Annotated in this window: 22 protein-coding genes and 1 riboswitch; of the genes, 12 read left to right on the plus strand and 10 right to left on the minus strand. The window is 69.7% G+C overall.

What is annotated here, in order from left to right; genetic code table 11:
• Nucleotides 1-2 precede the first annotated feature (2 nt).
• From cobC to cobU, 5 genes are all read right to left on the minus strand, one after another.
• Nucleotides 3-554 carry an alpha-ribazole phosphatase family protein gene (gene cobC / locus GPA22_RS06280; RefSeq protein WP_169255234.1) on the minus strand — a complete coding sequence of 184 codons (552 nt, stop codon included), beginning with the start codon at nucleotides 552-554 and terminating at the stop codon, nucleotides 3-5.
• Nucleotides 539-1309: an adenosylcobinamide-GDP ribazoletransferase gene (locus GPA22_RS06285; RefSeq protein ID WP_169255235.1), complete on the minus strand. Its 771-nt coding sequence runs from the start codon at nucleotides 1307-1309 to the stop codon at nucleotides 539-541. Before GPA22_RS06285 ends, cobC begins: the two co-directional genes overlap by 16 nt.
• 30 nt (nucleotides 1310-1339) lie before the next feature.
• Nucleotides 1340-2398, minus strand: a complete 1059-nt coding sequence (cobT, locus tag GPA22_RS06290; RefSeq protein ID WP_169255236.1) for a nicotinate-nucleotide--dimethylbenzimidazole phosphoribosyltransferase — start codon at nucleotides 2396-2398, stop codon at nucleotides 1340-1342.
• Nucleotides 2399-2461: 63 nt separating this feature from the next.
• Entirely contained in the window at nucleotides 2462-3943 is a 1482-nt protein-coding gene (locus GPA22_RS06295) for a diguanylate cyclase (RefSeq protein ID WP_211168966.1), read from the minus strand.
• A 139-nt stretch (nucleotides 3944-4082) separates the two neighbouring features.
• Nucleotides 4083-4634 (minus strand): bifunctional adenosylcobinamide kinase/adenosylcobinamide-phosphate guanylyltransferase, encoded by a 552-nt coding sequence (gene cobU, locus GPA22_RS06300; protein ID WP_169255238.1) that lies wholly within the window; start codon nucleotides 4632-4634, stop codon nucleotides 4083-4085.
• Nucleotides 4635-4720: 86 nt separating this feature from the next.
• Nucleotides 4721-4958: riboswitch (cobalamin riboswitch) on the plus strand.
• 132 nt (nucleotides 4959-5090) lie between these two features.
• Between cobU and GPA22_RS06305 the strand changes: the two genes are divergently transcribed.
• The 9 genes from GPA22_RS06305 to GPA22_RS06345 all read left to right on the plus strand — a co-directional run bounded on the left by GPA22_RS06305 (nucleotide 5091) and on the right by GPA22_RS06345 (nucleotide 14019).
• Nucleotides 5091-6929, plus strand: coding sequence for a TonB-dependent receptor domain-containing protein (locus GPA22_RS06305; protein WP_169255239.1), 1839 nt, complete (start codon nucleotides 5091-5093; stop codon nucleotides 6927-6929).
• A gap of 33 nt (nucleotides 6930-6962) precedes the next feature.
• Nucleotides 6963-7943 (plus strand): FecCD family ABC transporter permease, encoded by a 981-nt coding sequence (locus tag GPA22_RS06310; RefSeq protein ID WP_169255240.1) that lies wholly within the window; start codon nucleotides 6963-6965, stop codon nucleotides 7941-7943.
• 45 nt (nucleotides 7944-7988) lie between these two features.
• On the plus strand, nucleotides 7989-8774 hold the full coding sequence (locus GPA22_RS06315; protein ID WP_169255241.1) for an ABC transporter ATP-binding protein: 786 nt from the start codon (nucleotides 7989-7991) through the stop codon (nucleotides 8772-8774).
• Nucleotides 8775-8776: 2 nt separating this feature from the next.
• Nucleotides 8777-9388 carry a cob(I)yrinic acid a,c-diamide adenosyltransferase gene (cobO, locus tag GPA22_RS06320; protein ID WP_169255242.1) on the plus strand — a complete coding sequence of 204 codons (612 nt, stop codon included), beginning with the start codon at nucleotides 8777-8779 and terminating at the stop codon, nucleotides 9386-9388.
• Between the two features lie 211 nt (nucleotides 9389-9599).
• On the plus strand, nucleotides 9600-10448 hold the full coding sequence (cobA, locus tag GPA22_RS06325; protein WP_169255243.1) for a uroporphyrinogen-III C-methyltransferase: 849 nt from the start codon (nucleotides 9600-9602) through the stop codon (nucleotides 10446-10448).
• Nucleotides 10445-11746 carry a cobyrinic acid a,c-diamide synthase CobB gene (locus GPA22_RS06330; RefSeq protein WP_169255244.1) on the plus strand — a complete coding sequence of 434 codons (1302 nt, stop codon included), beginning with the start codon at nucleotides 10445-10447 and terminating at the stop codon, nucleotides 11744-11746. The genes cobA and GPA22_RS06330 overlap by 4 nt, the downstream gene beginning before the upstream one ends.
• 203 nt (nucleotides 11747-11949) lie before the next feature.
• Nucleotides 11950-12540, plus strand: a complete 591-nt coding sequence (locus GPA22_RS06335; protein WP_169255245.1) for a DNA-3-methyladenine glycosylase I — start codon at nucleotides 11950-11952, stop codon at nucleotides 12538-12540.
• Nucleotides 12537-13415, plus strand: coding sequence for a LysR substrate-binding domain-containing protein (locus GPA22_RS06340; protein WP_246264114.1), 879 nt, complete (start codon nucleotides 12537-12539; stop codon nucleotides 13413-13415). The genes GPA22_RS06335 and GPA22_RS06340 overlap by 4 nt, the downstream gene beginning before the upstream one ends.
• A 10-nt stretch (nucleotides 13416-13425) precedes the next feature.
• Nucleotides 13426-14019 carry an acyl carrier protein phosphodiesterase gene (locus GPA22_RS06345; RefSeq protein WP_169255246.1) on the plus strand — a complete coding sequence of 198 codons (594 nt, stop codon included), beginning with the start codon at nucleotides 13426-13428 and terminating at the stop codon, nucleotides 14017-14019.
• A gap of 42 nt (nucleotides 14020-14061) precedes the next feature.
• Here the strand turns inward: GPA22_RS06345 and GPA22_RS06350 are convergent, their stop codons facing one another.
• The 4 genes from GPA22_RS06350 to GPA22_RS06365 form a co-directional block, all read right to left on the minus strand.
• Nucleotides 14062-14406: a hypothetical protein gene (locus GPA22_RS06350; RefSeq protein ID WP_169255247.1), complete on the minus strand. Its 345-nt coding sequence runs from the start codon at nucleotides 14404-14406 to the stop codon at nucleotides 14062-14064.
• A 166-nt stretch (nucleotides 14407-14572) separates the two neighbouring features.
• The gene (locus GPA22_RS06355) at nucleotides 14573-15211 is read right to left on the minus strand and encodes a LutC/YkgG family protein (RefSeq protein WP_169255248.1); all 639 of its coding nucleotides are present in this window, start codon (nucleotides 15209-15211) and stop codon (nucleotides 14573-14575) included.
• Nucleotides 15208-16614, minus strand: a complete 1407-nt coding sequence (locus GPA22_RS06360) for a LutB/LldF family L-lactate oxidation iron-sulfur protein (protein WP_169255249.1) — start codon at nucleotides 16612-16614, stop codon at nucleotides 15208-15210. The genes GPA22_RS06355 and GPA22_RS06360 overlap by 4 nt, the downstream gene beginning before the upstream one ends.
• Nucleotides 16614-17399, minus strand: a complete 786-nt coding sequence (locus GPA22_RS06365; RefSeq protein WP_169255250.1) for a (Fe-S)-binding protein — start codon at nucleotides 17397-17399, stop codon at nucleotides 16614-16616. The genes GPA22_RS06360 and GPA22_RS06365 overlap by 1 nt, the downstream gene beginning before the upstream one ends.
• A 235-nt stretch (nucleotides 17400-17634) precedes the next feature.
• Between GPA22_RS06365 and GPA22_RS06370 the strand changes: the two genes are divergently transcribed.
• Together GPA22_RS06370 and GPA22_RS06375 are read left to right on the plus strand one after the other, a co-directional pair.
• Nucleotides 17635-18603 carry a DMT family transporter gene (locus GPA22_RS06370; protein ID WP_169255251.1) on the plus strand — a complete coding sequence of 323 codons (969 nt, stop codon included), beginning with the start codon at nucleotides 17635-17637 and terminating at the stop codon, nucleotides 18601-18603.
• A 22-nt stretch (nucleotides 18604-18625) separates the two neighbouring features.
• A complete protein-coding gene (locus tag GPA22_RS06375) occupies nucleotides 18626-19006 on the plus strand; it encodes a DUF2784 domain-containing protein (RefSeq protein WP_343035962.1) in 381 nt (126 codons plus the stop codon).
• A 38-nt stretch (nucleotides 19007-19044) separates the two neighbouring features.
• Here the strand turns inward: GPA22_RS06375 and GPA22_RS06380 are convergent, their stop codons facing one another.
• A complete protein-coding gene (locus GPA22_RS06380; RefSeq protein ID WP_169255252.1) occupies nucleotides 19045-19218 on the minus strand; it encodes a hypothetical protein in 174 nt (57 codons plus the stop codon).
• 116 nt (nucleotides 19219-19334) lie between these two features.
• Here GPA22_RS06380 and gcvA point away from each other — a divergent pair, with 116 nt between their 5' ends.
• A complete protein-coding gene (gcvA, locus tag GPA22_RS06385; protein WP_169255253.1) occupies nucleotides 19335-20303 on the plus strand; it encodes a transcriptional regulator GcvA in 969 nt (322 codons plus the stop codon).
• Nucleotides 20304-20414: the final 111 nt, after the last annotated feature.

The raw sequence follows: 20414 nt of genomic DNA on the forward strand, positions 1-20414 counted from the left end.
TTTCAGCGATTGAACCACTTCAGCACGACGCCCCAGTCCTCGACGTCGATGCGCGTGACATGCCCGCAGGCGAAGTCCAGCGCGAGCCAGCGCTCGGCGGGCAAGCCCAGCAGATGCCCGGCGATCGCGCGCAGCGGGCCGCCGTGGGCGACGACGACGACCGGCTCGCGCGGCGCCGCGGCGAGCAGGCCGTCGAGCCAGTCGAGCGCGCGCGCGGCCATCTCGTGCGCTGACTCGCCGCCGGGGGCGCGGAAACCGAGCGGATCCTCGGCCCAGGCATCGATTGCGGCGCCGATTTCGGCGTAGGGGCGCAACTCCCACTCGCCGAAGTGCATCTCCTTCAGGCGGTCGTCGAGCGCCGGGGTGCCGAGCTCGGCGGCGAGCAGGCGCGCGCGGGCGAGCGGGCTCGCGTGCAGCGCGAAGCGTCCGGGCAGGACGGGGCGCAGGCGCGCGGCGACGGCGTCGGCCGCCTCGGCGAGGCCGACATCGGCCTGCCCGTAGCACACGCCGGCCGCGACGTCGGGCCGGGGGTGGCGGATCAGGTGAAGTTCCATGCCGTGAGGATCGCGAGGTAGGCGGCGAGTTCCGTGGCCTGCTGCGTGGCGCCCAGCAGATCGCCGGTATAGCCGCCGAGGCGGCGCACGAAGTAGCGCGCAGACCACCAGGTCACGGCGATGGTGGCGACGAGCACCGCGGCGATTTCCTGGCGTGCGAGCAGTGCGAGCGGCAGGACGCCGAAGCCCGCGGCGATCGCGAGTTCCGGGCTGGAGAGCCGGCGCGCGAGCGGCTTGGCCTTGGCGGTTTCGTCCTCGCGCACGTAGGCCAGCGTGTGGATCAGGCTGGTCGAGGCGAGCCGCGACAGCGGATGCGCGACGAACAGCGCGGTCGCGACGGCGGCATCGTCCGTGGCCGAGAGCTCGATCAGTGCGGCGGCCTTGGTGAGCAGCATCAGCAGCAGGCCGACGGTGCCGTAGCTGCCGATGCGCGAGTCCTTCATGATCGCGAGCACCTGGGCCTTGTCCCAGCCGCCGCCCAGTCCGTCGCAGGCGTCGGCCCAGCCGTCCTCGTGGAAGGCGCCGGTGGCGCGGATCGTCACCGCCATCGACAGCAGCACCGCGATGCTGGGCGGGAAGACCTGCACCAGCGCGAGCCAGCTCGCCGCGCCGATGCCGCCGACGACCCAGCCGACGAGCGGGAAGTAGCGTGCGGCGTGGTTCAGGCGCTCGGGCGACCACGGTACCCAGGCGGGCACCGGCAGGCGCGTGAAGAAACCGAGCGCGGTGAAGAAGAGTTCGAGCTGGTAGCGCATTTGCGTGAAGGTAGCGCCCTCGGTTGCCTGTTAGTGGTCTTTCCCGCTGACGCCGGCCGAATCGAAGCTCGCCATCTCGTTGAGGAAGTTCGCCGCCGCCTGCAGCAGCGGGAAGGCGAGCGCGGCGCCGGTGCCTTCGCCCAGGCGCAGGTCCAGTTCCATCAGCGGATCGACGCCGAAGTGCGCGAGCTGCGCGGTGTGGCCCGGCTCCTTCGAGCGGTGCGCGAACACGCAGTAGCCGAGGATGTCGGGCGCGATCGCGTGCGCGACGAGCAGGGCGGAGGTGACGATGAAGCCGTCGATCAGGAGCGTCATGCGCTTTTCGGCCGCGCCGAGCATCGCGCCGGCCATCACGGCGATCTCGAAGCCGCCGTATTCGGCGAGCGCCGTGCGCGGGTCGGTCGGCCGGCCGCCGCGCGCGAGCGCCTGGCCGAGGAGTTCGCGCTTGCGCACGAGGCCGGCATCGTCGAGGCCGGTGCCGCGGCCGGTCACGGTCACGAGGTCGGCGCCGCCGCCGTTGCCCCCCTCGCCGATCAGGCAGTGCGTCAGCAGCGAGGCCGCGGCGGTGTTGCCGATGCCCATCTCGCCGAAGCCGACGACGTTGCAGCCGTTCGCGGCCAGCGCATGCGCGAGTTCGCGGCCGCGCGCGAGCGCCGCCTCGCATTGCGCAGCGCTCATCGCCGGTTCTTCCAGGTAGTTCGCCGTGCCCGGGCCGAGCTTCGCGTTGATGAGCCCCGGACGCGTGCCGAATTCATGATTCACGCCGCAGTCGATGACGGTGAGCCCCAGGCCCAGCTGGCGGCTGAAGACGTTGATCGCCGCGCCGCCTGCAAGGAAGTTCTCGACCATCTGCCAGGTCACGTCCTGCGGGAAGGCGGAGACGCCTGCGCGCGCGGCGCCGTGGTCGCCGGCGAAGACCATGATGTGCGGCTGGCGGATCTCGGGGGTGAGCGTCTGCTGGATCAGGCCAAGCTGCAGCGCCAGCGGCTCCAGGCGGCCCAGCGCCCCCTGCGGCTTGGTCTTCTGGTCGATGCGCTGCTGGAGTTGGTCCGCGAGCGTGCGTTCGGGCGCGTGAATCCGGAATGTCATGATTGCGCGATGCTTCTGGCCTGAAAGGGCTGCGATGTTAGCACGCGGCCCGGGACGCCCGCCTCAGGCCTGGCGGATGCCGTGCGCGCCGTCCCGGTGGTGCAGGCGCTTGCCTTCCTTCGCACGGCGCATCAGCTTGCCCGCCTGCTTGAGCAGCGTGGTGGCGTTGCAGGCGTCGTTCGAGGAGAGCGCGCAGCCCATCGCCGCATCGAGAACGAAGGTCTGTTCCTTGACAAGGACGACCTCGCCGATCGCCGTGGTCGCGGCGTTCGCGACGCGCTGCAGGTCGTCGATGTCGTACACTTCCTCGAGCACGATGACGAACTGGTCGTTCTCGGGGCGGGCGACGGTGTCCTGTTCGCGCACGGTGCTGCGCAGCCGCTGGGCGACCGTCTTCAGGAGCTCGTCGCCGATCTCCCGTCCGTAGGTGTCGTTGATCGCCGTGAACTCGTCCAGATCCAGCAGCACGACGCCGGTGCGGGTGTTGTGGCGCTTGGCGCGGATGATGGCCTGGTCGATGCGGTCGGTGAGCAGGAGCTGGTTGGCGAGGCCGGTGAGCGGGTCGAAATGCGACGTCTCCTGGAAGCGCTGCTCGCCTTCCTGCAGGCGCTCCGTGAGCGCATCGATTTCCAGGCTGCGCCGTGCCATGCCCTGCGTCAGCAGCTGCTCCGACGCCTGCAGCGCTTCGATCGTGTGCTCCAGACTCGCGATTTCGTCGGCGTAACGCATGGCGCGCTCGCGCCAGTTCGCGCCGGTGCGCTCGTCCAGCGCGAGCGCCAGTGTCAGCATACCCAGTGCCGACGCGAACTGCATCACATGCGTGGTCAGCCCCTCGGCGCGAAGCGCGCCTGAATGTGCGAGCAGGTACAGCACCGCGGCGACCAGCATTGCCGACCAGCCGGCGACGAGCAGCGTCGCGCCGGGCGCGCGCAGCTGCCGGCAGTGCAGGCCGCAGCCGATCGCGAGAAGGGCGAAGGCGGGGCCGATGCCGGCAACGAGGGTGTCCGGATAGCTGTCGGGCAGCGCGAAGACACCCGCGAACGCGATACCGAACAGGGCGGCAAAGGTCTTCAGCGCGATGTCGATGCGCGGCACCAGCGTCGAGGTGCGCAGGAATTCGCGCGTGAACATCGCCGCGCTGACGCCGGCAAGGGCAAGTCCCGCCGGTTCCGCAACCGTCGCCCAGTTGTCGGCCTGAACGTCCGGCGCGAAGCCATGGGCGATCCCGACCGCGACGTGCCCGAGCCCTGTTCCGAACGCGAATCCGGCATATTCGAGGTAGTCGCGGTCCCTGTTGCGCGCGAACTGCAGCAGGCTGTAGAGCAGCAGGGCCGCAGCGAAGCCGGCGTAGAACAGCGTGACCGGCAGATTCGTCAGCAGGCCGTCCGCGTCGGCATTCCCGCTGCCCTGGGCGGATGCGGCGAGCGGAATCGCCAGCAGTGCCGCCAGCGCGAGGCGCGGACGCGCGGCATCGAACGTGAAACGATCGCTGCCTGCTGCGTTCGACGGTGGTGTCGCTGCGCCCATGAAGTCCCTGTCGTGCAATTCGTCACGTTCCTTCATTCTAAGAGGCTATTGCACCCTGTGTGAATAAGTGCTCCCGGGTACTCGCCTGGATGTGCACCGAAGTGTCGCATTGTTGCGGCTGTCCGCGTCGCTGGAACATCCGGTGGCGATGCCGGGCTCAGGCCGCGCCCTTGAGGGCGAGGGGCAGGCCGGCGGCGACGAAGGTGACGCGCTCGCAGACGGCTGCGAGCATCTGGTTGAGCCGCCCGGCTTCATCGCGATAGAGGCGTCCGAGGGGCGTTTCCGGGACCAGCCCGAGGCCGACTTCGTTGGCGACCAGCAACACCTGCGCGGGCAGCGTCGGGAGGATGTCGAGCAGCGCCGCGCGTTCGGCCTGCAGGGCCGGCAGGCGGCCGGCGTCCGCCGGCGCGGGCAGGTCCTCCGCACCGGCCATCAGGTTCGTCAGCCACAAGGTCACGCAGTCCACGATCACGCAGCGGCCTGCGCTCGCCTCGCGCTGCAGCGTCGCGGCGAGGGCGACCGGCGTCTCCACCGTGCGCCAGCCTTCGGGGCGGTCGTCCTGGTGGCGCCGGATGCGCGCCGCCATTTCATCGTCGAGGGCTTCGGCCGTTGCGATCACGGTCACGGGCAGTCCGCTCGCGGCGGCGAGACTTTCGGCGTGGCGGCTCTTGCCCGAGCGGGCGCCGCCGAGGATCAGGTGTGCGGGCATGTCTTTGGAATTGCTTGGATTTTTTGCGCTGCGCGAAATCGCGGAACGCGCTATTATCCGCGTCGCGCCCGGTTTTGGGCGCGACGTGTTTTCAGGTGCCCGACGGCGATTCTCGCCCGAGGGTTAAACGGGAAACAGGTGCGCGAACGGCTCGCCGAGCCATCGACGCCATGCCTGTGCTGCCCCCGCAACGGTAAGTGGACGCAAGGCGCATCCAACCGCCACTGGACGAGAGTCCGGGAAGGCGATGCGACCGGTCCGGCTCTCCACGATGGAGTCCCGGCCAGCCCACGAGCCCGGATACCGGCCCGGACACGAGATGGCGGAAGTGCCGCGGGGAGGCGGCGACGGGCGTGCTGCGCAGCGGCTCACGGCGTGTTTTCCCGGGCGGCGCTTCCTTTGTGAAGATGACCAGCGGCGCGGGGACGCGACCGCTGGCGCAGGGAGATAACCCAGATGAACATCCGCCTGTCCGCTGCCGCCGTCGCGGTGGCCGCCGCATTCCCGTTTGCGAATACCGCCTTTGCCGCCGACGAGGTGACGGGGGAGACCGTCATCGTGACGGCTACCCGGCAGCCGACGCGGTCCGACGAATTGCTTGCCGATACGACAGTCGTCACGCGCAATGAGATCGAACGCGCTGGCCACAGCACCTTGTCACAGATCCTGTCGGCCACGCCTGGGGTGTTCGTCACCGACGGCGGGTTGCCCGGAAAGGATGCCGCCGTCTTCGTGCGGGGAACCAATCGAGGGCATGTCTTGCTCTTCATCGACGGCATGCCGGTAACTTCGGCCACGCTGGGGCAGGCGCCGTTCGAACTGATTCCGGCATCGGATATCGAGCGCATCGAGATCCTGCGCGGCCCTGCCTCCGCGCTATATGGATCCGAGGCGATCGGCGGGGTGGTTCAGGTGTTCACCCGTCGTGGTCAAGGCCCGGTCAGGCCGCAGGTCGCGTTGCGGTATGGCAGCCACAACACCCGTGATGCGCAGGCGAACATTTCCGGTGGCGGTGAGCAGCTTTCCTTCGCCCTGTCTGCGAGCAAGTTCAAGACTGATGGCATTAACTCAACCCGCGGACCGTTGTCTAATTTCGATGACGACGGCTACGAGCGCGAATCGATGTCCGGGAGTCTTCAGTGGCGGTTGGCTCCGGGGCACGAGTTGGGGGTGACGCTGCTCAAGTCCGACGATGAAAACCACACCGACGGCGACCTGAACTTCGATAACCGGACCAAGAACGATATCCTGAGCTGGAGCGTGTATTCGCGGAACCGATTGAGCGACTTCTGGACCTCGACGCTGCGCGTGGGCGAATCGGCGAATCTGTCCGACAGCCATCGGGTTGGGGCAATCGATACCTTCGATACCCGCACGCGTCTGATCGCATGGCAAAACGATCTTCGTACGACCTGGGGCGACTGGATCGTCGGCTTGGAGGAACAGCGCCAGAATGTCGATACGAGTGGCGAACTGGTGGTCGATTCGCGTACGTTCCGTTCCGGCTTTGCCGGGTGGACCGGCAGTTTCGGAGCGAATCGGTTGCAGGCGAACATCCGGCGCGACGACGTCGAACATATTGGCGCCGAGAACACTTGGTCGCTTGGTTACGGCTATCAGTTCTCGGACTCGATTCGTGGTTTTGCGTCGATGGGCACGGCATTCAAGGCCCCGAGCTTTAATGACCTCTACTTTCCGACTACATGCTTTCCAATCTTCGGCTGTTTCGGCGGTAACCCGGATCTGAAGCCGGAGTCTTCACGTAACCGTGAGATCGGATTGGCCTGGGAGGAGGCGGGGCAGGAAGCGAAGATCGTTTATTTCCTTAACCGTATCAAGGATTTGATCGTTTTCGAGAACACCCCCGAAAATGTGGGTAAGGCGAAGATCGCAGGGGTGACGGCGAGCTATGCGGGGCGTCTGGATCGCTGGCACTGGAATCTGGCCGTCGATGTCCTCGATCCGCGTGATGAGGATACCGACAACATCTTGCGGCGGCGGGCGCGTGAGCGCTTGGTCGCCGGGCTCGACTACACCGCCGGCCAATGGACCGTGGGGGGGCAGTGGAGTGCGGTCGGCGCGCGTTATGAAGACTCCGCGAACACGCAGCGGATGGGGGGGTACGGACTGGTCGATCTGTTCGCCCAGTACCGCATCGATCGCGATTGGACGCTCGATGCGCAGATCAAGAACGCCGGAGACAAGGACTACGCATTGGCTCTGGGTTTCCAGAACACCGTTTTCGCGACGGCAGGCCGAACCGCCTTCATCGGTGTGCGCTACGCGCCGCGCTAAATCGGCCTATCCACAGTGGGGGAAGCTCTTCTGATGGCTGGGTGGCGGCGTGCGGCGTTCGTCCTCGCCGCGCTGCTCGTCGCGGCGGGGCTCGCTTTCGGCTGGGCCCTGTCCGCCGGTGACCTCCCGATCGGCTTCCGTGAGGTCTTCGCTGCGCTCTTCCGCGGCGCCGACGGCATGGCGGCCGACGTCGTGCGCGAGTTGCGCCTGCCGCGCGCGGTGGCGGGCTTCGTGTGCGGCGGGCTGCTCGCGCTCGCCGGTGCGCTGATGCAGGTGCTGCTTCGCAATCCGCTCGCCGACCCCTACGTGCTGGGCATCTCCGGCGGGGCGGCGGTGGGGGCCTTGCTGGCGATCCTGGTCGGCCTCGCGCCCTGGCTCGTCGACGCCTCGGCCTTCGGTGGCGCGCTGGCGGCGACGCTGCTGGTGTTCGGGCTTGCGCACGGCGACGGTTCGTGGACGCAGACGCGGCTCCTGCTCACCGGGGTGATCGTCGCCGCCGGCTGCGGCGCGGCGGTGACGCTGATGCTGTCGCTCGTCACCGACACGCGCCTGCAGTCGATGCTGTTCTGGCTGATGGGTGACGCGAGCGGGGCGACCCGGCCGTGGCCGGCGCTGGGCGTGCTGTTCGTCGGCCTCGTCGTCGTGATGCCCGTCGCGCGCGACCTCAACGTGCTCGCGCGCGGCGAGATCGCGGCGCAGGCGCTGGGCGTGCGCGTGCAGCGGCTGCGTTACCTGCTGTACATCCTCGCCTCGTTGCTGACGGCCGCCGCCGTCACGCTGGTCGGTTCGGTCGGCTTCGTCGGCCTGATCGTGCCGCACCTGATGCGCCTGGCCGTCGGCAACGACCAGCGCCTGCTGCTGCCTGCGGCGACGCTGGCGGGCGGCACGCTGCTGACGCTCGCCGACACCGCCGCACGCACGGTGGTCGCGCCGGAGCAGTTGCCGGTCGGCGTGCTGACCGCGCTGATCGGCGTGCCGGTGTTCCTCTTCCTGCTGTCGCGGAATCCGCGCTGAGATGGTGCGCCCCGTGCCCGCAACCGACCTTGCCCGGAGGGCGTGATGGCTGCGCCGGATGCTTCCCTCGTCCTGCTCGAAGCCGAGCGCCTCGCGCTGCAGGTCGGCGAACGCTGGCTGTGCTGCGAATTCAGCCTGCGCCTCGCCGCCGGCGAATGTCTCGTGCTGTTGGGGCCCAACGGTGCCGGCAAGACGACGCTGCTGCATACGCTGGCCGGCCTGCGCGCGCCCACGGTGGGTGCGGTGCGCCTCGGCGGCCGTCCCTACGCGGAGTGGGACAGCCTCGCCGCCGCGCGTTTCCGCGGGCTTCTCGCGCAGCAGCAGCCCGACCACTTCTCCGCCTCGGTGCTGCAGACCGCGCTGATCGGCCGGCACCCGCATCTCGGACGCTGGGGCTGGGAGAGCGCCGCGGACGTCGCCCTCGCCCGGGCGGCGCTCGGCGAACTGGGCCTCGCCGATTTCGCCGAGCGCGACATCCTGAACCTCTCCGGCGGGGAGCGGCAGCGCGTGTCGATCGCGACGCTGCTGACGCAGGCCCCGCAGCTCTTCCTGCTCGACGAACCGACCAACCACCTCGACCTGCACTACCAGATCGCCGTGCTCGATCTCTTCGCTCGCCTCAAGGGCGCGGGGCGGGGCGTCGTGATGGTGCTGCACGACATCAACCTCGCGGCGCGCTTCGCCGACCACGTGATCCTGCTCGACGGCAAGGGCGGCGTGCTCGCCGGCACGAGCGCGGAGATCCTGCAGGCGGAGCACCTCGGCCGCGCTTTCGATCACCCGATCCGCCGCCTCGACGCAGATGGGCGGACACTCTTCATTCCGGACTGAACATGGACGAACAGGACAAGGACAGGAACACCCGCCACGCCGAGCGCATGCAGCGCAAGAAGGCGGTGGTCGATGAGAAGATCGCCGCGGCGCAGGTCGAGCGCGGCGTGCTGCTGGTCAACACCGGCAACGGCAAGGGCAAGTCGAGCGCCGCCTTCGGCGTCGTCGCGCGCGCGCTCGGCCACGGCATGAAGGTGGGGGTCGTGCAGTTCATCAAGGGCCGCTCCGATACCGGCGAGGAGGCCTTTTTCCGTCGCCAGCCGGACGTCGTGTGGCACGTGATGGGCGACGGCTTCACCTGGGACACGCAGGACCGCGCGCGCGACGTCGCGACTGCGGAAGCCGCGTGGCAACAGGCGCGTGCGCTGCTGCGCGATCCGGCGATCGGACTGGTGGTGCTCGACGAACTCAACATCGCGCTGAAATACCGCTATCTTGACGTGGCGACGGTGGTCGCCGACCTGCGCGCGCGGCCGGCGCAGCAGCACGTGATCGTGACCGGCCGCGCCGCGCCGCCGGAACTCGTCGAAGCGGCCGACACGGTGACCGAGATGGGCGTCGTCAAGCATGCGTTCGCCGCCGGCGTGAAGGCGATGCCCGGCGTGGAATTCTGACGAGCGGAGCCATTACTCGTGCAAGCCCTGACATACAGGAAAGCGCAGCCCCCGGCGGGGCGTGTTTCGTGCCGAGGCGTCCGCCACGCACCAACGAGGCGCGAGACACGCCCCGTCGGGGTCGGTTTCGGGGCAAATCAGCGGTTCTGAAGCCGGATCGCCCTTAGTATTGTCAAAAACCAGACTCAACGATCATCCAGAAGAGACCCGCATGTCCCTTCCCGAACTTCCCAATCCCCGTCCCGGCCCCGCTGCCGGCCATGTGTACCTCGTCGGCGCCGGCCCCGGCGACCCCGAGCTGTTGACGCTGCGCGGTGCGCGCCTCGTCGCCGGCGCGGATGCGCTCGTCTATGACAATCTCGTCAGCCCGGCCATCGTCGATCTGGCGCCGGCGTCGGCCGAACGCCACTACGTCGGCAAGAAGGCCGCCGACCATACGCTGCCGCAGGAAGACATCAACCAGCTGCTGGTGCGGCTCGCACAGGCGGGCAAGCGCGTCGTGCGCCTGAAGGGCGGCGACCCCTTCATCTTCGGGCGCGGCGGCGAGGAGATGGAAGTCCTCGTCGCGGCCGGCGTCACCGTCGAAGTCGTGCCCGGCGTCACCGCCGCGGCGGGCATCGCCGCCTATGCGGGCATCCCGCTCACGCACCGCGACCACGCGCGCTCGGTGGTGTTCACGACCGGCTTCCTCAAGGACGGCGCGCTCGATCTCGACTGGCCGATGCTCGCGCGGCGCGGCCAGACGCTGGTGATCTACATGGGCATCTCGCGCCTGCCCGACATCTGCCGCGAACTGGTCGCACACGGCCTGCCGGCGGACACGCCGGCAGGCGTCGTCGAGCGCGGTACGACGCAGGCGCAGCGCGTCGCCGTCGGCACGCTCGCGAACCTGCCGCAGGTGGTCGAAGAGGAGGGCATCCGCCCGCCGGCGCTCACCATCGTCGGCGACGTCGTCGGCCTGTATCCGCGGCTCGCATGGTTCTCGCCCGACAACGCGCCGGCCGCGCATCCGCCGCATGCGGGCTGCACGGCGGTGCATCCCGGTGGGAAGCCGGAATGAGCGGCGCCGTGGCGGATGCTGTCCGCTGCCCGGCGCTCTTCGTCGCCGCGCCCGCGTCGGGGCAGGGCAAGACCACGGTCACCGCGGCGCTCGCCCGCCTGCACGCGCGGCAGGGGCGGCGCGTGCGCGTGTTCAAGTGCGGACCCGATTTCCTCGACCCGCAGATCCATGCGGTCGCGAGCGGCGCGCCCGTGTACAACCTCGACCTCGGCATGTGCGGCGCGGCCGACGCGGCGTGGCGGCTGTACGAGGCCGCGCGCGACGCCGACCTGATCCTCGTCGAAGGGGTGATGGGCCTCTACGACGGCAACCCGTCCGGGGCGGACATCGCGCGCCGCTTCGGCCTGCCGGTGATGGCGGTGATCGACGCACGCGCGATGGCGCAGACTTTCGGCGCCGTGGCCCACGGGCTCGCGCACTACCAGCCGGGGCTGCCGTTCTCCGGCGTGCTGGCGAACCACGTCGGCAGCGCGCGTCATGCGGAGATGCTGCGCGCGGCGCTGCCCGCGGGCATGCGCTGGTACGGTGCATTGTCGCGCGACGTGCAGGCGGGGCTGCCGGAGCGCCACCTGGGCCTGCTGCAGGCCGCGGAGATCGCCGATCTCGAAGCGCGCCTCGACCGTTTCGCCGACGGCATCGCGGCGACCGGCGCGGCCGATCTCCCGGAGCCGGTCGAATTTTCCGCCGCGCAGCCGCCGCAACTGCCGCCGCTGCTGGCCGGGCGCACGGTCGCGATCGCGCGCGACGCCGCCTACGGCTTCATCTACCCCGCGAACCTCGATACCCTGCGCGGGCTCGGCGCGCGGCTCGCATTCTTCTCGCCGCTCGCCGGCGACGCGCTGCCCGACTGCGACGCCGCGTGGCTGCCCGGCGGCTATCCGGAACTGCACGGCGAGGCGCTCGCGGCCAACCCGCAGTTCTTCGCCGGCCTGCGCGCGCACGCGGCAGCCGGCAAGCCGCTGCTCGCCGAGTGCGGCGGGATGATGAGCCTGTTCGAGACGGTCGTCGACAAGGCCGGGCAGGCGCACGCCTTCGCCGGCCTGCTGCCGGGACGCGCCGTGATGCAGCAACGGCTGGCGGCGCTCGGGATGCAGGTGGCGGAACTGCCCGAAGGGCGGCTCGCCGGCCACACCTTCCATTATTCGAAGAGCGACACGCCGCTCGCGCCCCTCGTGCGCGCGCAGACGCCGGACGGGCGCGAAGGCGAGGCGATCTACCGGCAGGGGCGGCTCACGGCGTCCTACGTGCATTTCTATTTTCCGTCGGACCCGGCGGCGGTGGCGGCGCTGTTCGGCTGAATACCCCCCGCGCGTCCGTGGCGACGAATCCGCCCCCTTGCGGGCGTGTTTCGCGCCTCGTTGGCGCGTGGCGGACGCCTCGACACGAAACGCGCCCGTAAGGGGACTGCGTCGGGGCATGCCTTTGGGGCGGCGGGACCGCGGTGCGGCTACACTTCGCGAATCGAATCGTCGGTCGCACGTGTGCGACTGTTGGAGGAAGCATGACCCAGCGTTGCGCGTGGGCCGGAAGCGATCCCTTGTACATCCATTACCACGACACCGAATGGGGCGTGCCGACCGACGACGCGCGCACGCTGTTCGAGTTCCTCGTCCTCGAAGGCGCGCAGGCCGGGCTGTCGTGGATCACCGTGCTGCGCAAGCGCGAACGCTACCGCGCCGTGTTCGACGGCTTCGACCCTGAGCGCATCGTGCGCTACGGCGACGCGAAGAAGGCGGAACTGCTCGCCGATCCGGGGATCATCCGTAACCGCGCGAAGATCGACGCGGCGATCGTCAATGCGCGCGCCTGGCTCGATCTGCAGGAGGCGGGCACCGATCCCGTCGCCTGGCTGTGGAGCTTCGTGGGCGGCCAGCCGGTGCAGAACGCTTTTTCCGCGCTCGGGGAGATCCCCGCGACGACGCCGCAGTCCGACGCGATGAGCAAGGCCTTGAAGGCGCGCGGCTTCAAGTTCGTCGGCAGCACGATCTGCTACGCGCTGATGCAGGCGGCGGGGATGACCAACGACCATGTCGTGAGCTGCCCGCGCCACGACGCCGTGACCGCGCTCGCACGCACGCGGGGATGCGCTTGAGCGCGCCGCTGCGCCGCGTGCCGCCGATGCATGCGCTGGCAGCCTTCGAGGCGGCCGCGCGCCTGGGCGGCTTCGCGCAGGCGGCCGAGGAGCTGTGCGTGACGCCCAGCGCCGTGAGCCACCGCATCCGCCAGCTCGAAACCCAGCTCGGCACGGCGCTGTTCGAGCGCGCCGCGGGCGGCGTGCGGCCGACCACCGCCGGGCGGCTGTATCTCGACAGCGTGCGCGAGGCCTTCGACAAGCTCGCGCAGGCGGGCGCCGTGCTGCAGCCCGAACGCGAGCGCCTGCGCGTGTCGATGCCGCCGACTTTCGCGCGCCAGCTGCTGATGGCACGCCTGCCCGAGTACCTGCGCGCGCACCCGGAGGTGGAGCTGGAGGCGCACCTGTCGATCCCGCTGCAGGACGTCACCGCCGAGGCGGCCGACGTCGAGGTGCGCTGGGGCGCGGGCGACTACCCCGACCGCGTCGTGCGCAAGCTCTTCGACGACACGATGGTGCCGCTCGCCGCGCCCGCATGGATCGCCGCGCACGCGCCGGCGGGCATGGCGGAGCTCGCCGGCCTGGAGCTGCTGCGTTCGCCGCTGTTGCCGTGGCGGCCGTGCTTTGCCGCCGCCGGGCTCGACTGGGCGGAGCCCGAGCGCGGCGCCGTGTTCAACGACCTGGGCATGTTGCTGGAAATCGCCGCGGCCGGCCTGGGGGCGGCGGTGTGCACGCGGCGCCTGTCGGCGGCGTGGGTCGAGACGGGACGACTGGTGCCGCTCTTCGGTGTGTGTGCGCCGGCACCCTTCACCTATTACGCCGTCACGACGCCCGCGCAGAGCAAGCGCGCGGCGGTGCAGGAATTCATCGACTGGCTCGCGGCGGCATTCGGGTAGGGGCGCAAGCATGAACTTTCTCGCCCACGCCTGGCTTGCCGGAGAATTACCCGCAGACCGCCTGGGTGGCCTGATGGGGGACTTCGTCAAGGGGATGCTGCCCGCGGGCCTGCCCCCGGACGTCGCGGAAGGGGTGCGCCTGCATCGCCGCATCGACGTGTTCGCGGAAACCCATCCCGCCTTCCAGCGCAGCCGTGCGCGGGTTTCGCCCGAACGGCGTCGCGTCGCGGGGGTGATGGTCGACATGTTCTACGACCATTTCCTCGCGCTGCATTGGGACCGCTTCCACGGCGTGCCGCTGGAGCATTTCAGCGCGGCGATGTACGCGCTGATGGAGGCGAACGGCGGGCTGCTGCCGCCGCGGCTGGCGGCGATCCTGCCGCGCATGCGCGAATCGGACTGGCTGGGGAGTTACCGCTCGGCCGACGTCATCGGCATGGCGCTCGACCGCATGGCGCAGCGGCTGCGCCGCGAGAATCCGCTGACCGGCAGCGGCGCCGAACTCCTCGCCGATTATGCCGGCTTCGAGGCGGATTTCTTCGAGTTCATCGCGGCGGCCGAGGCGTTCGCCGCGGACTGCCGGGCCCGGCGCGGACCCGGCTGACGGTGTCGCGGTGTGTTGCGAGGGTGTTGCGAGGGTGTTGCGTTAACGCAACGGAATGACCAGCGGCGGGATATCGACGCCGATCGTGATCGCGGGGTCGCGCGGATAGTAGCGCGGCGCGTAGACCGGGGCATATACCGGCGCCGGTGCGTAATAGCCGATCGGGCGCTCGTAGTAGCGATACTCGCGCACGATCGGGCGGCGCTCGACGATCCGCTCGCGGATCACGACGCGCTCGTCGCGGAATTTCTTGTAATGGCCGTGACGGTGGCCTTCGCCCCAGCCGTCCCCGCGCCAGCCGTCACGGTCGGCATGGGCCGGCGTGGCAGCGATCAGGGCGCCCCCGGCGATCATTGCGGCAAGCAGTTTGAGGGTCTTCGATTTCATGGTTGTTCTCCTGGCGGACCGGACACCGACACGCAGCGCGCACCGCTATCCCCATGCGCATTAAACGCGAGATCGGCCGCAGACGTTGTCGCCGAGTTGTAAGCGAATATGCATGAAGGAGGCTAAGCCGGGGGCATGAGGCTGCCCCCGGACGAGCACGCCGGCCTCAGCCGACGATGATCACATGGACGCGGCGCGGGCCGTGCGCGCCGAGCTGGATGGTCTGCTCGACGTCGGCCGTGCGTGACGGGCCGGAGATGATGTTGGTCGCGCGCGGCATGCCTTCGGCGCGGGCGCGCAGCACTGCCCACGCCTCCTCGAAGTGGCCGACGATGGCGCCCGCGTCGAGCACGACCACGTGGTCGTCCGGGACGAAGTTGTGCGTGATCGGGCTCGCCGGACCGGATGCCATCATCAGGCTGCCCGGCTCGGCGATACCGGCGAGCGCCTGCGACACCGACAGCATCTCGCTGACGCCGGCCGCGCCGTGGTGGATCTCAAGGCCGGGAAACGCCAGGTCCTGCAGCGCGGCGCCGACCGCGGCGCGCGCAGGCAGGCCCTTGCCGGCGCGGTAGGCTTCGACGGCGGCCGGCACGTCGGCGCGGCTAGCGACGCGTGCGGTCGTGCCGGCGCGGCTCTCGAACTTGCGGATGAAGCGCGCGACGAGGTCCTCGCCCTGCGCGGGACGGGTGTGGCGCGGGACACGGGCGTCGAGCTCGGCGCGCCGCGTGTCGTCGAGCGGACCGCGCCTGAGCGCGTTGCGGACGGAGCCGAGGATCGCGTCCCTTGCATTGCTGGTACTCATTTCTGGCCTCGCTTGCCTTGCCACAGTTCGAGGAAGGTGCGCCCCGCCGGCGCCGGCAGGTCGCGCACGTCGGTCCACCCGCTCGCCAGCGGCAGGCGGCGGATGCTGCCGTTCCTGGCGATCGCCGACAGGACGCGCGCGCCGACCTGTTCGAGCGCGTGATAGAGCTTCGGCCGCGTCGCGACGTAGCGCCACACCTTGAGCGCGCGCTTCTGCATCACCGGCGTGAGGTCCTGCTGATGCTGCATGTGGCGCAGCTCGCGCAGCAGATCCGGCAGCGGGATCTTCACCGGGCACACAGAGGCGCAGCGTCCGTTGAGGGTGCACGCGTTGGGCAGGTCGTAGGCGTTGTCGAGCCCCTTGATCAGCGGCGTCAGCACCGAGCCCATCGGGCCGGGATACACCCAGCCGTAGGCATGGCCGCCGACCGCGCCATACACCGGGCAGTGGTTCATGCACGCGCCGCAGCGGATGCAGCGCAGCATGTCCTTGAAGCGCCCGGCGAGCATCTTCGAGCGGCCGTTGTCGACCAGCACCACGTGGTACTCCTCCGGGCCGTCGAGGTCGTCGGCGCGGCGCGGGCCGGTCGAGATCGTCGTGTAGGTCTCGGTCTCCTGGCCGGTCGCGCTGCGCGCCAGCAGGCGCAGGAACAGCGTCGCGTCGTCGAGCGTGGGCACGACGCGCTCGATGCCGGACGTGACGATATGCACCTTCGCCAGCGTCTGCGTCAGGTCGCCGTTGCCCTCGTTGGTGACGATGATCGACGAGCCGGTCTCGGCGACGAGGAAGTTGCCGCCGGTGATGCCGACGTCGGCGCGGAAGTACTTGTCGCGCAGCACCATGCGCGCCTCGTTGACCAGGTCCGGCACCTCGGTCTTCCTGGGTCCGCCGTGGGCGGCCTCGAAGAGATCCGAGACCTGGTCCTTGGTCTTGTGCACGGCCGGCGCGATGATGTGCGACGGTGGCTCGTGCGCGAGCTGGATGATGTATTCGCCCAGATCCGTCTCGATGACTTCCATGCCGTTGTCGATCAGCGCTTCGTTGAGGCCGATCTCCTCCGACACCATCGACTTGCCCTTCGTGACGGTCTTCGCATCGACGCGCTGGCAGATGTCGAGGATGATCTTCCTCGCTTCCTCGGCGTCGCGCGCCCAATGCACGTGGCCGCCCGCGGCCGTCACGGCCGCCTCGTAGCGTTCGAGGTAGTGGTCGAGGTGGTCGAGGATGTGGTTCTTGGTGTTCTTCGCTTCCTCGCGCAGCTGCTCGAACTCCGGCAGTTCCGCCGCCTGCTGCGCGCGCTTGCCGACGAAGCCGCCGCGCGCCTTGCCCAGCGCCTGCTGCAGGCTCGCGTCGTGGATCGCGAAGACCGCGCGGTCCTTGAATTCCTTCGAACGGATCTCCATCAGTCGGCCTCCTTCGCCGCGCCCGCGAGGCCGGGGCCGTCGGCCAGCCCCGCGAGCACTTCCGCGGTGTGGAAGACCTTCACCGGCGCGTGAATGCGCTTCAGGCGTCCGGCGATGTTCATCAGGCAGCCGAGGTCGCCGCCGACCAGCGTGTCGGCGCCCGAGGCGAGGATGTTCCTGACCTTGTCCTCGACCATCTTCTCGGAGATCTCCGGGTACTTCACGCAGAAGGTGCCGCCGAAGCCGCAGCACACCTCGCTGTCCTCCATCTCCTTGAGCTTGAGGCCGTCGACCTCGCCCAGCAGCGCGCGCGGCTGGCCCTTGATGCCCAGCCCGCGCAGGCCCGAACAGGAGTCGTGGTAGGTCACGGTGCCGTCGTAGCGGGCGTCGGCGGGCGCGGCGTGCAGCACGTCGGCGAGGAAGGACAGCAGCTCCCAGCTCTTCTCCGACAGCGCCTGCGCGCGCGGTCGCCACACGTCGTCGTTCTGGAACAGCACCGGGTAGTCGTGGCGGATCGTCGCCATGCACGAGCCGGACGGGCCGACGATGTAGTCGTAGTGCTCGAAGGCCTCGATCACCTGGCGCGCGAGCGCACGGGCGGCGTCGTAGTCGCCGCTGTTGTAGCCCGGCTGGCCGCAGCAGGTCTGGTTCGCCGGCACCTCGACGGTGCAGCCGGCGTCTTCGAGCAGCTTCACCGCCGAGAATCCGACGTTCGGACGGAATACGTTCATCAGACAGGTGGCGAACAGTCCGACGCGCGGCCCGCGGGTGGGCGTTTCGGTCATGTGGGAGGTCTCCGCTTCTTGTTCGGGATAGGTGGCGCGATGTTAACAGGGGCCGCCGCGCCGCGCCGCGAGGGATTTTCAGCGCTGCGATGAGCCTGATTCATGTGCCTCGCAGCATAGCAGCTGGTGCCGGACCGTTCACCGCGCTCAGGGTTTTCCCGATGCCATGCGCCGCCACCCGTGCCCTCGGGCGCCATGCGTGGCACACTGCGCGCTTCGTTTCGGGATCGGGTTCATGCTGGCTGGTTTGCTCGCCGCGCTGGGTGCGGGGTTGATGTGGGGACTGGTGTTCGTCGTGCCGCTGATGCTCGGGGATTACCCCGGCATCGCACTTGCGTTCGGCCGCTACATCGCGTTCGGCGTGCTGGCGCTCGCGCTGGCATGGTTCGATCGTGCCGCGCTGGTGCGCCTCACGCGCGCCGACTGGATCGAGGCCGGCAAGCTCGCGCTGATCGGCAACCTGGTTTACTACTCCACGCTCGCGAGCGCGATCCAGCTCGCCGGTGCGCCGGTGCCGACGCTGATGATCGGCACGCTGCCGGTCGTCATCGCGATCTGCGCGAACCTCGGCGAGCGCCGCGCGGGCAACGCCGCGGGGGCGGTCGCGTGGCGGCGCATCGCGCTGCCGCTCGCGGTGATCCTCGGCGGGCTGCTGGTGGTGCACTTCGATCCGGCCGCGCATGCGGCCGCAGCGGCGGGGGGCGCGGCGCAGGACGGGCCGCGCTACGCGCTCGGGCTGCTGCTCGGCGTCGCGGCGGTGGCGTCGTGGACCTGGTACCCGATCCGCAACGCCCGCTGGTTGCGCGCGCGCGAGCCGGGGCTCGCACGGCCGTGGGCGACCGCGCAGGGGCTCGTGACGTTGCCGCTCGCGCTCCTTGGCGCAGCCGGCTTCGCGCTGTGGCAGGGCGTCACTGCGCCGGCGGACATGTTCGACTGGCCTTTCGGCCCGCGGCCGGTGGCTTTCGTCGGCTTGATGCTGCTCGTGGGCCTGGCCGCATCCTGGCTCGGCACCCTGTTGTGGAACCGCGCGAGCCACCTGTTGCCGCCCGCGCTTGCCGGCCAGCTCATCGTGTTCGAAACTTTGGCGGCGCTGCTTTATGCTTTCCTGTGGTACGGGCGCTGGCCCAGCGCGGGCGAGGCGGCCGGTATCGTGCTGCTGATTGTCGGCGTGCTGTTGGGGGTGCGCGTGTTCCGTCCGGCCTGACCGGATTTCGAGGGAGAAGACTGTGTTTGCTCTGATGGCGGCCGATTTCGTCGTGCTGGTGCACGCCCTTTTCATCGCCTTCGTGCTGCTCGGCGGGCTGCTGACCATTCACTGGCCGCGCGCGGCGTGGGTGCATCTGCCCGCTGCGGTGTACGGGGTGGCCATCGAGATGATCGGCTGGACCTGCCCGCTGACGCCGCTGGAGAACGCATTGCGGCGGGCCGGAGGCGACGGCGTCGACCTGCAGGGGGGATTCATCGAGCAGTACCTGGTCGCGCTGATCTATCCGCCAGGGCTCACGCCCGCGGTGCAGGTGGTGCTCGGGCTCGCCGTCGTGGCGGTCAACGTGGCGGTGTACGGAATCGTCGCCCTGCGTCGACAGCGGCGCAGGGCGACCGATTGATCAGCGCCCTCGTGGGGCGCTGATACTCAGCTCGTGACTCAGTGGGGTTGGGGGCTGGAGCCGATCAGAAGGTCGAGCACGGCGTTGGCGAGGCGGGTGACGAGACGCTTCGTGCCGTGCCAGCCGTCGGCCAGGATCTGGCCCAAGGCTTCGTTGCGCAGGCGCTGCGCTTCGCGGATGTAGCCTTGATAGAAGAAGTAATCCTTGTCCATTTTGCGGCTCCTTGGCGTTGCAGCCCGTCGTGTGGGCATGGACGCGACTGTACGGATATTGTTGCGTCGCAACAAACGATCGTTCATCATGCGATGCCTTAGAAAAATTCATCCGTATGCCGGTCCGCCTTCCCCCGCTCAACGCCTTGCGCGCCTTCGAGATCGCCGCGCGACACCTTAGTTTCAAGCTCGCCGCCGAGGAGCTGTCGGTCACGCCGACTGCGATCAGCCACCAGATCCGCGGGCTCGAGGACGACCTCGGCGTGCCGCTGTTCCGGCGCCTCACGCGTGCGCTCGAACTGACGCCCGAAGGCGAGGCCATGCTGCCCAAGCTGCGCGAGGCGATGAGCGCGATCACCGCGTCGGTCGAAACGGTGCGCGCGATGCGGCCGGTCAGCCGGCTGTCGGTCGTGGCGCCGCCGTCGTTCGCGTCGCGCTGGCTCGTGCCGCGGCTGCAGGGCTTCGCCGAGACGCATCCCCAGGTCGAGCTGCACCTGGCGAGCGCCACCCGGGCGATCGACGGTGTCGAAGCGGGCGGTCTCGGCATCGACCCGCCGGCGCCGCGCGCGGAAGGGGCGCAGCTGTGGATCCGTTTCGGCTCCGGCCGCTACCCCGGCTACCGCAGCGAGCTGCTCGTCGAGCCCGAATACACGGCCGTCTGCAGTCCGGCGCTGCTGCGCGCGAAGCTGCCGCTGCGCGAGCCCGCCGACCTGAGACGCCGCACGCTGATCTACGACGACACGGTGCCCGACACGCGCGAGCGGCCGACCTGGTCCGAGTGGCTCGCCGCCGCCGGCGTCGCCGGCATCCGCACCGCCGGCCTGCATTTCGGCGACTCCGGCCTCGCGATCGCCGCGGCGCTCGACGGGCTCGGCATCGCGCTGCTGTCGAAGCCGCTCGTCGCCGCTGAAGTCGCGGCCGGCCGGCTCGTCGTGCCCTTCGCGATCAGCGTGCGGCGGCGCTTCGCGTACTACCTGGTCACGCAAGACGCCGTCCCCGACGCCCTGCCGACCGCAGCATTCCGCGCCTGGCTGCTCGACGAGGTGCGCCGCGACGCCGCGCTCGTCGGCATGCGGCACGCGTGATGCGCTCGCCAATCCCTTGCCTCTCTCCCCTTGCCCGATTGAACCGAACGACGGCACGCGATCTCTGAATACAATGCCCGCGACCATGAACACCGATTCCCTCCCCAGCAT

Source organism: Aromatoleum toluvorans, assembly GCF_012910905.1.
GTDB lineage: Bacteria > Pseudomonadota > Gammaproteobacteria > Burkholderiales > Rhodocyclaceae > Aromatoleum > Aromatoleum toluvorans.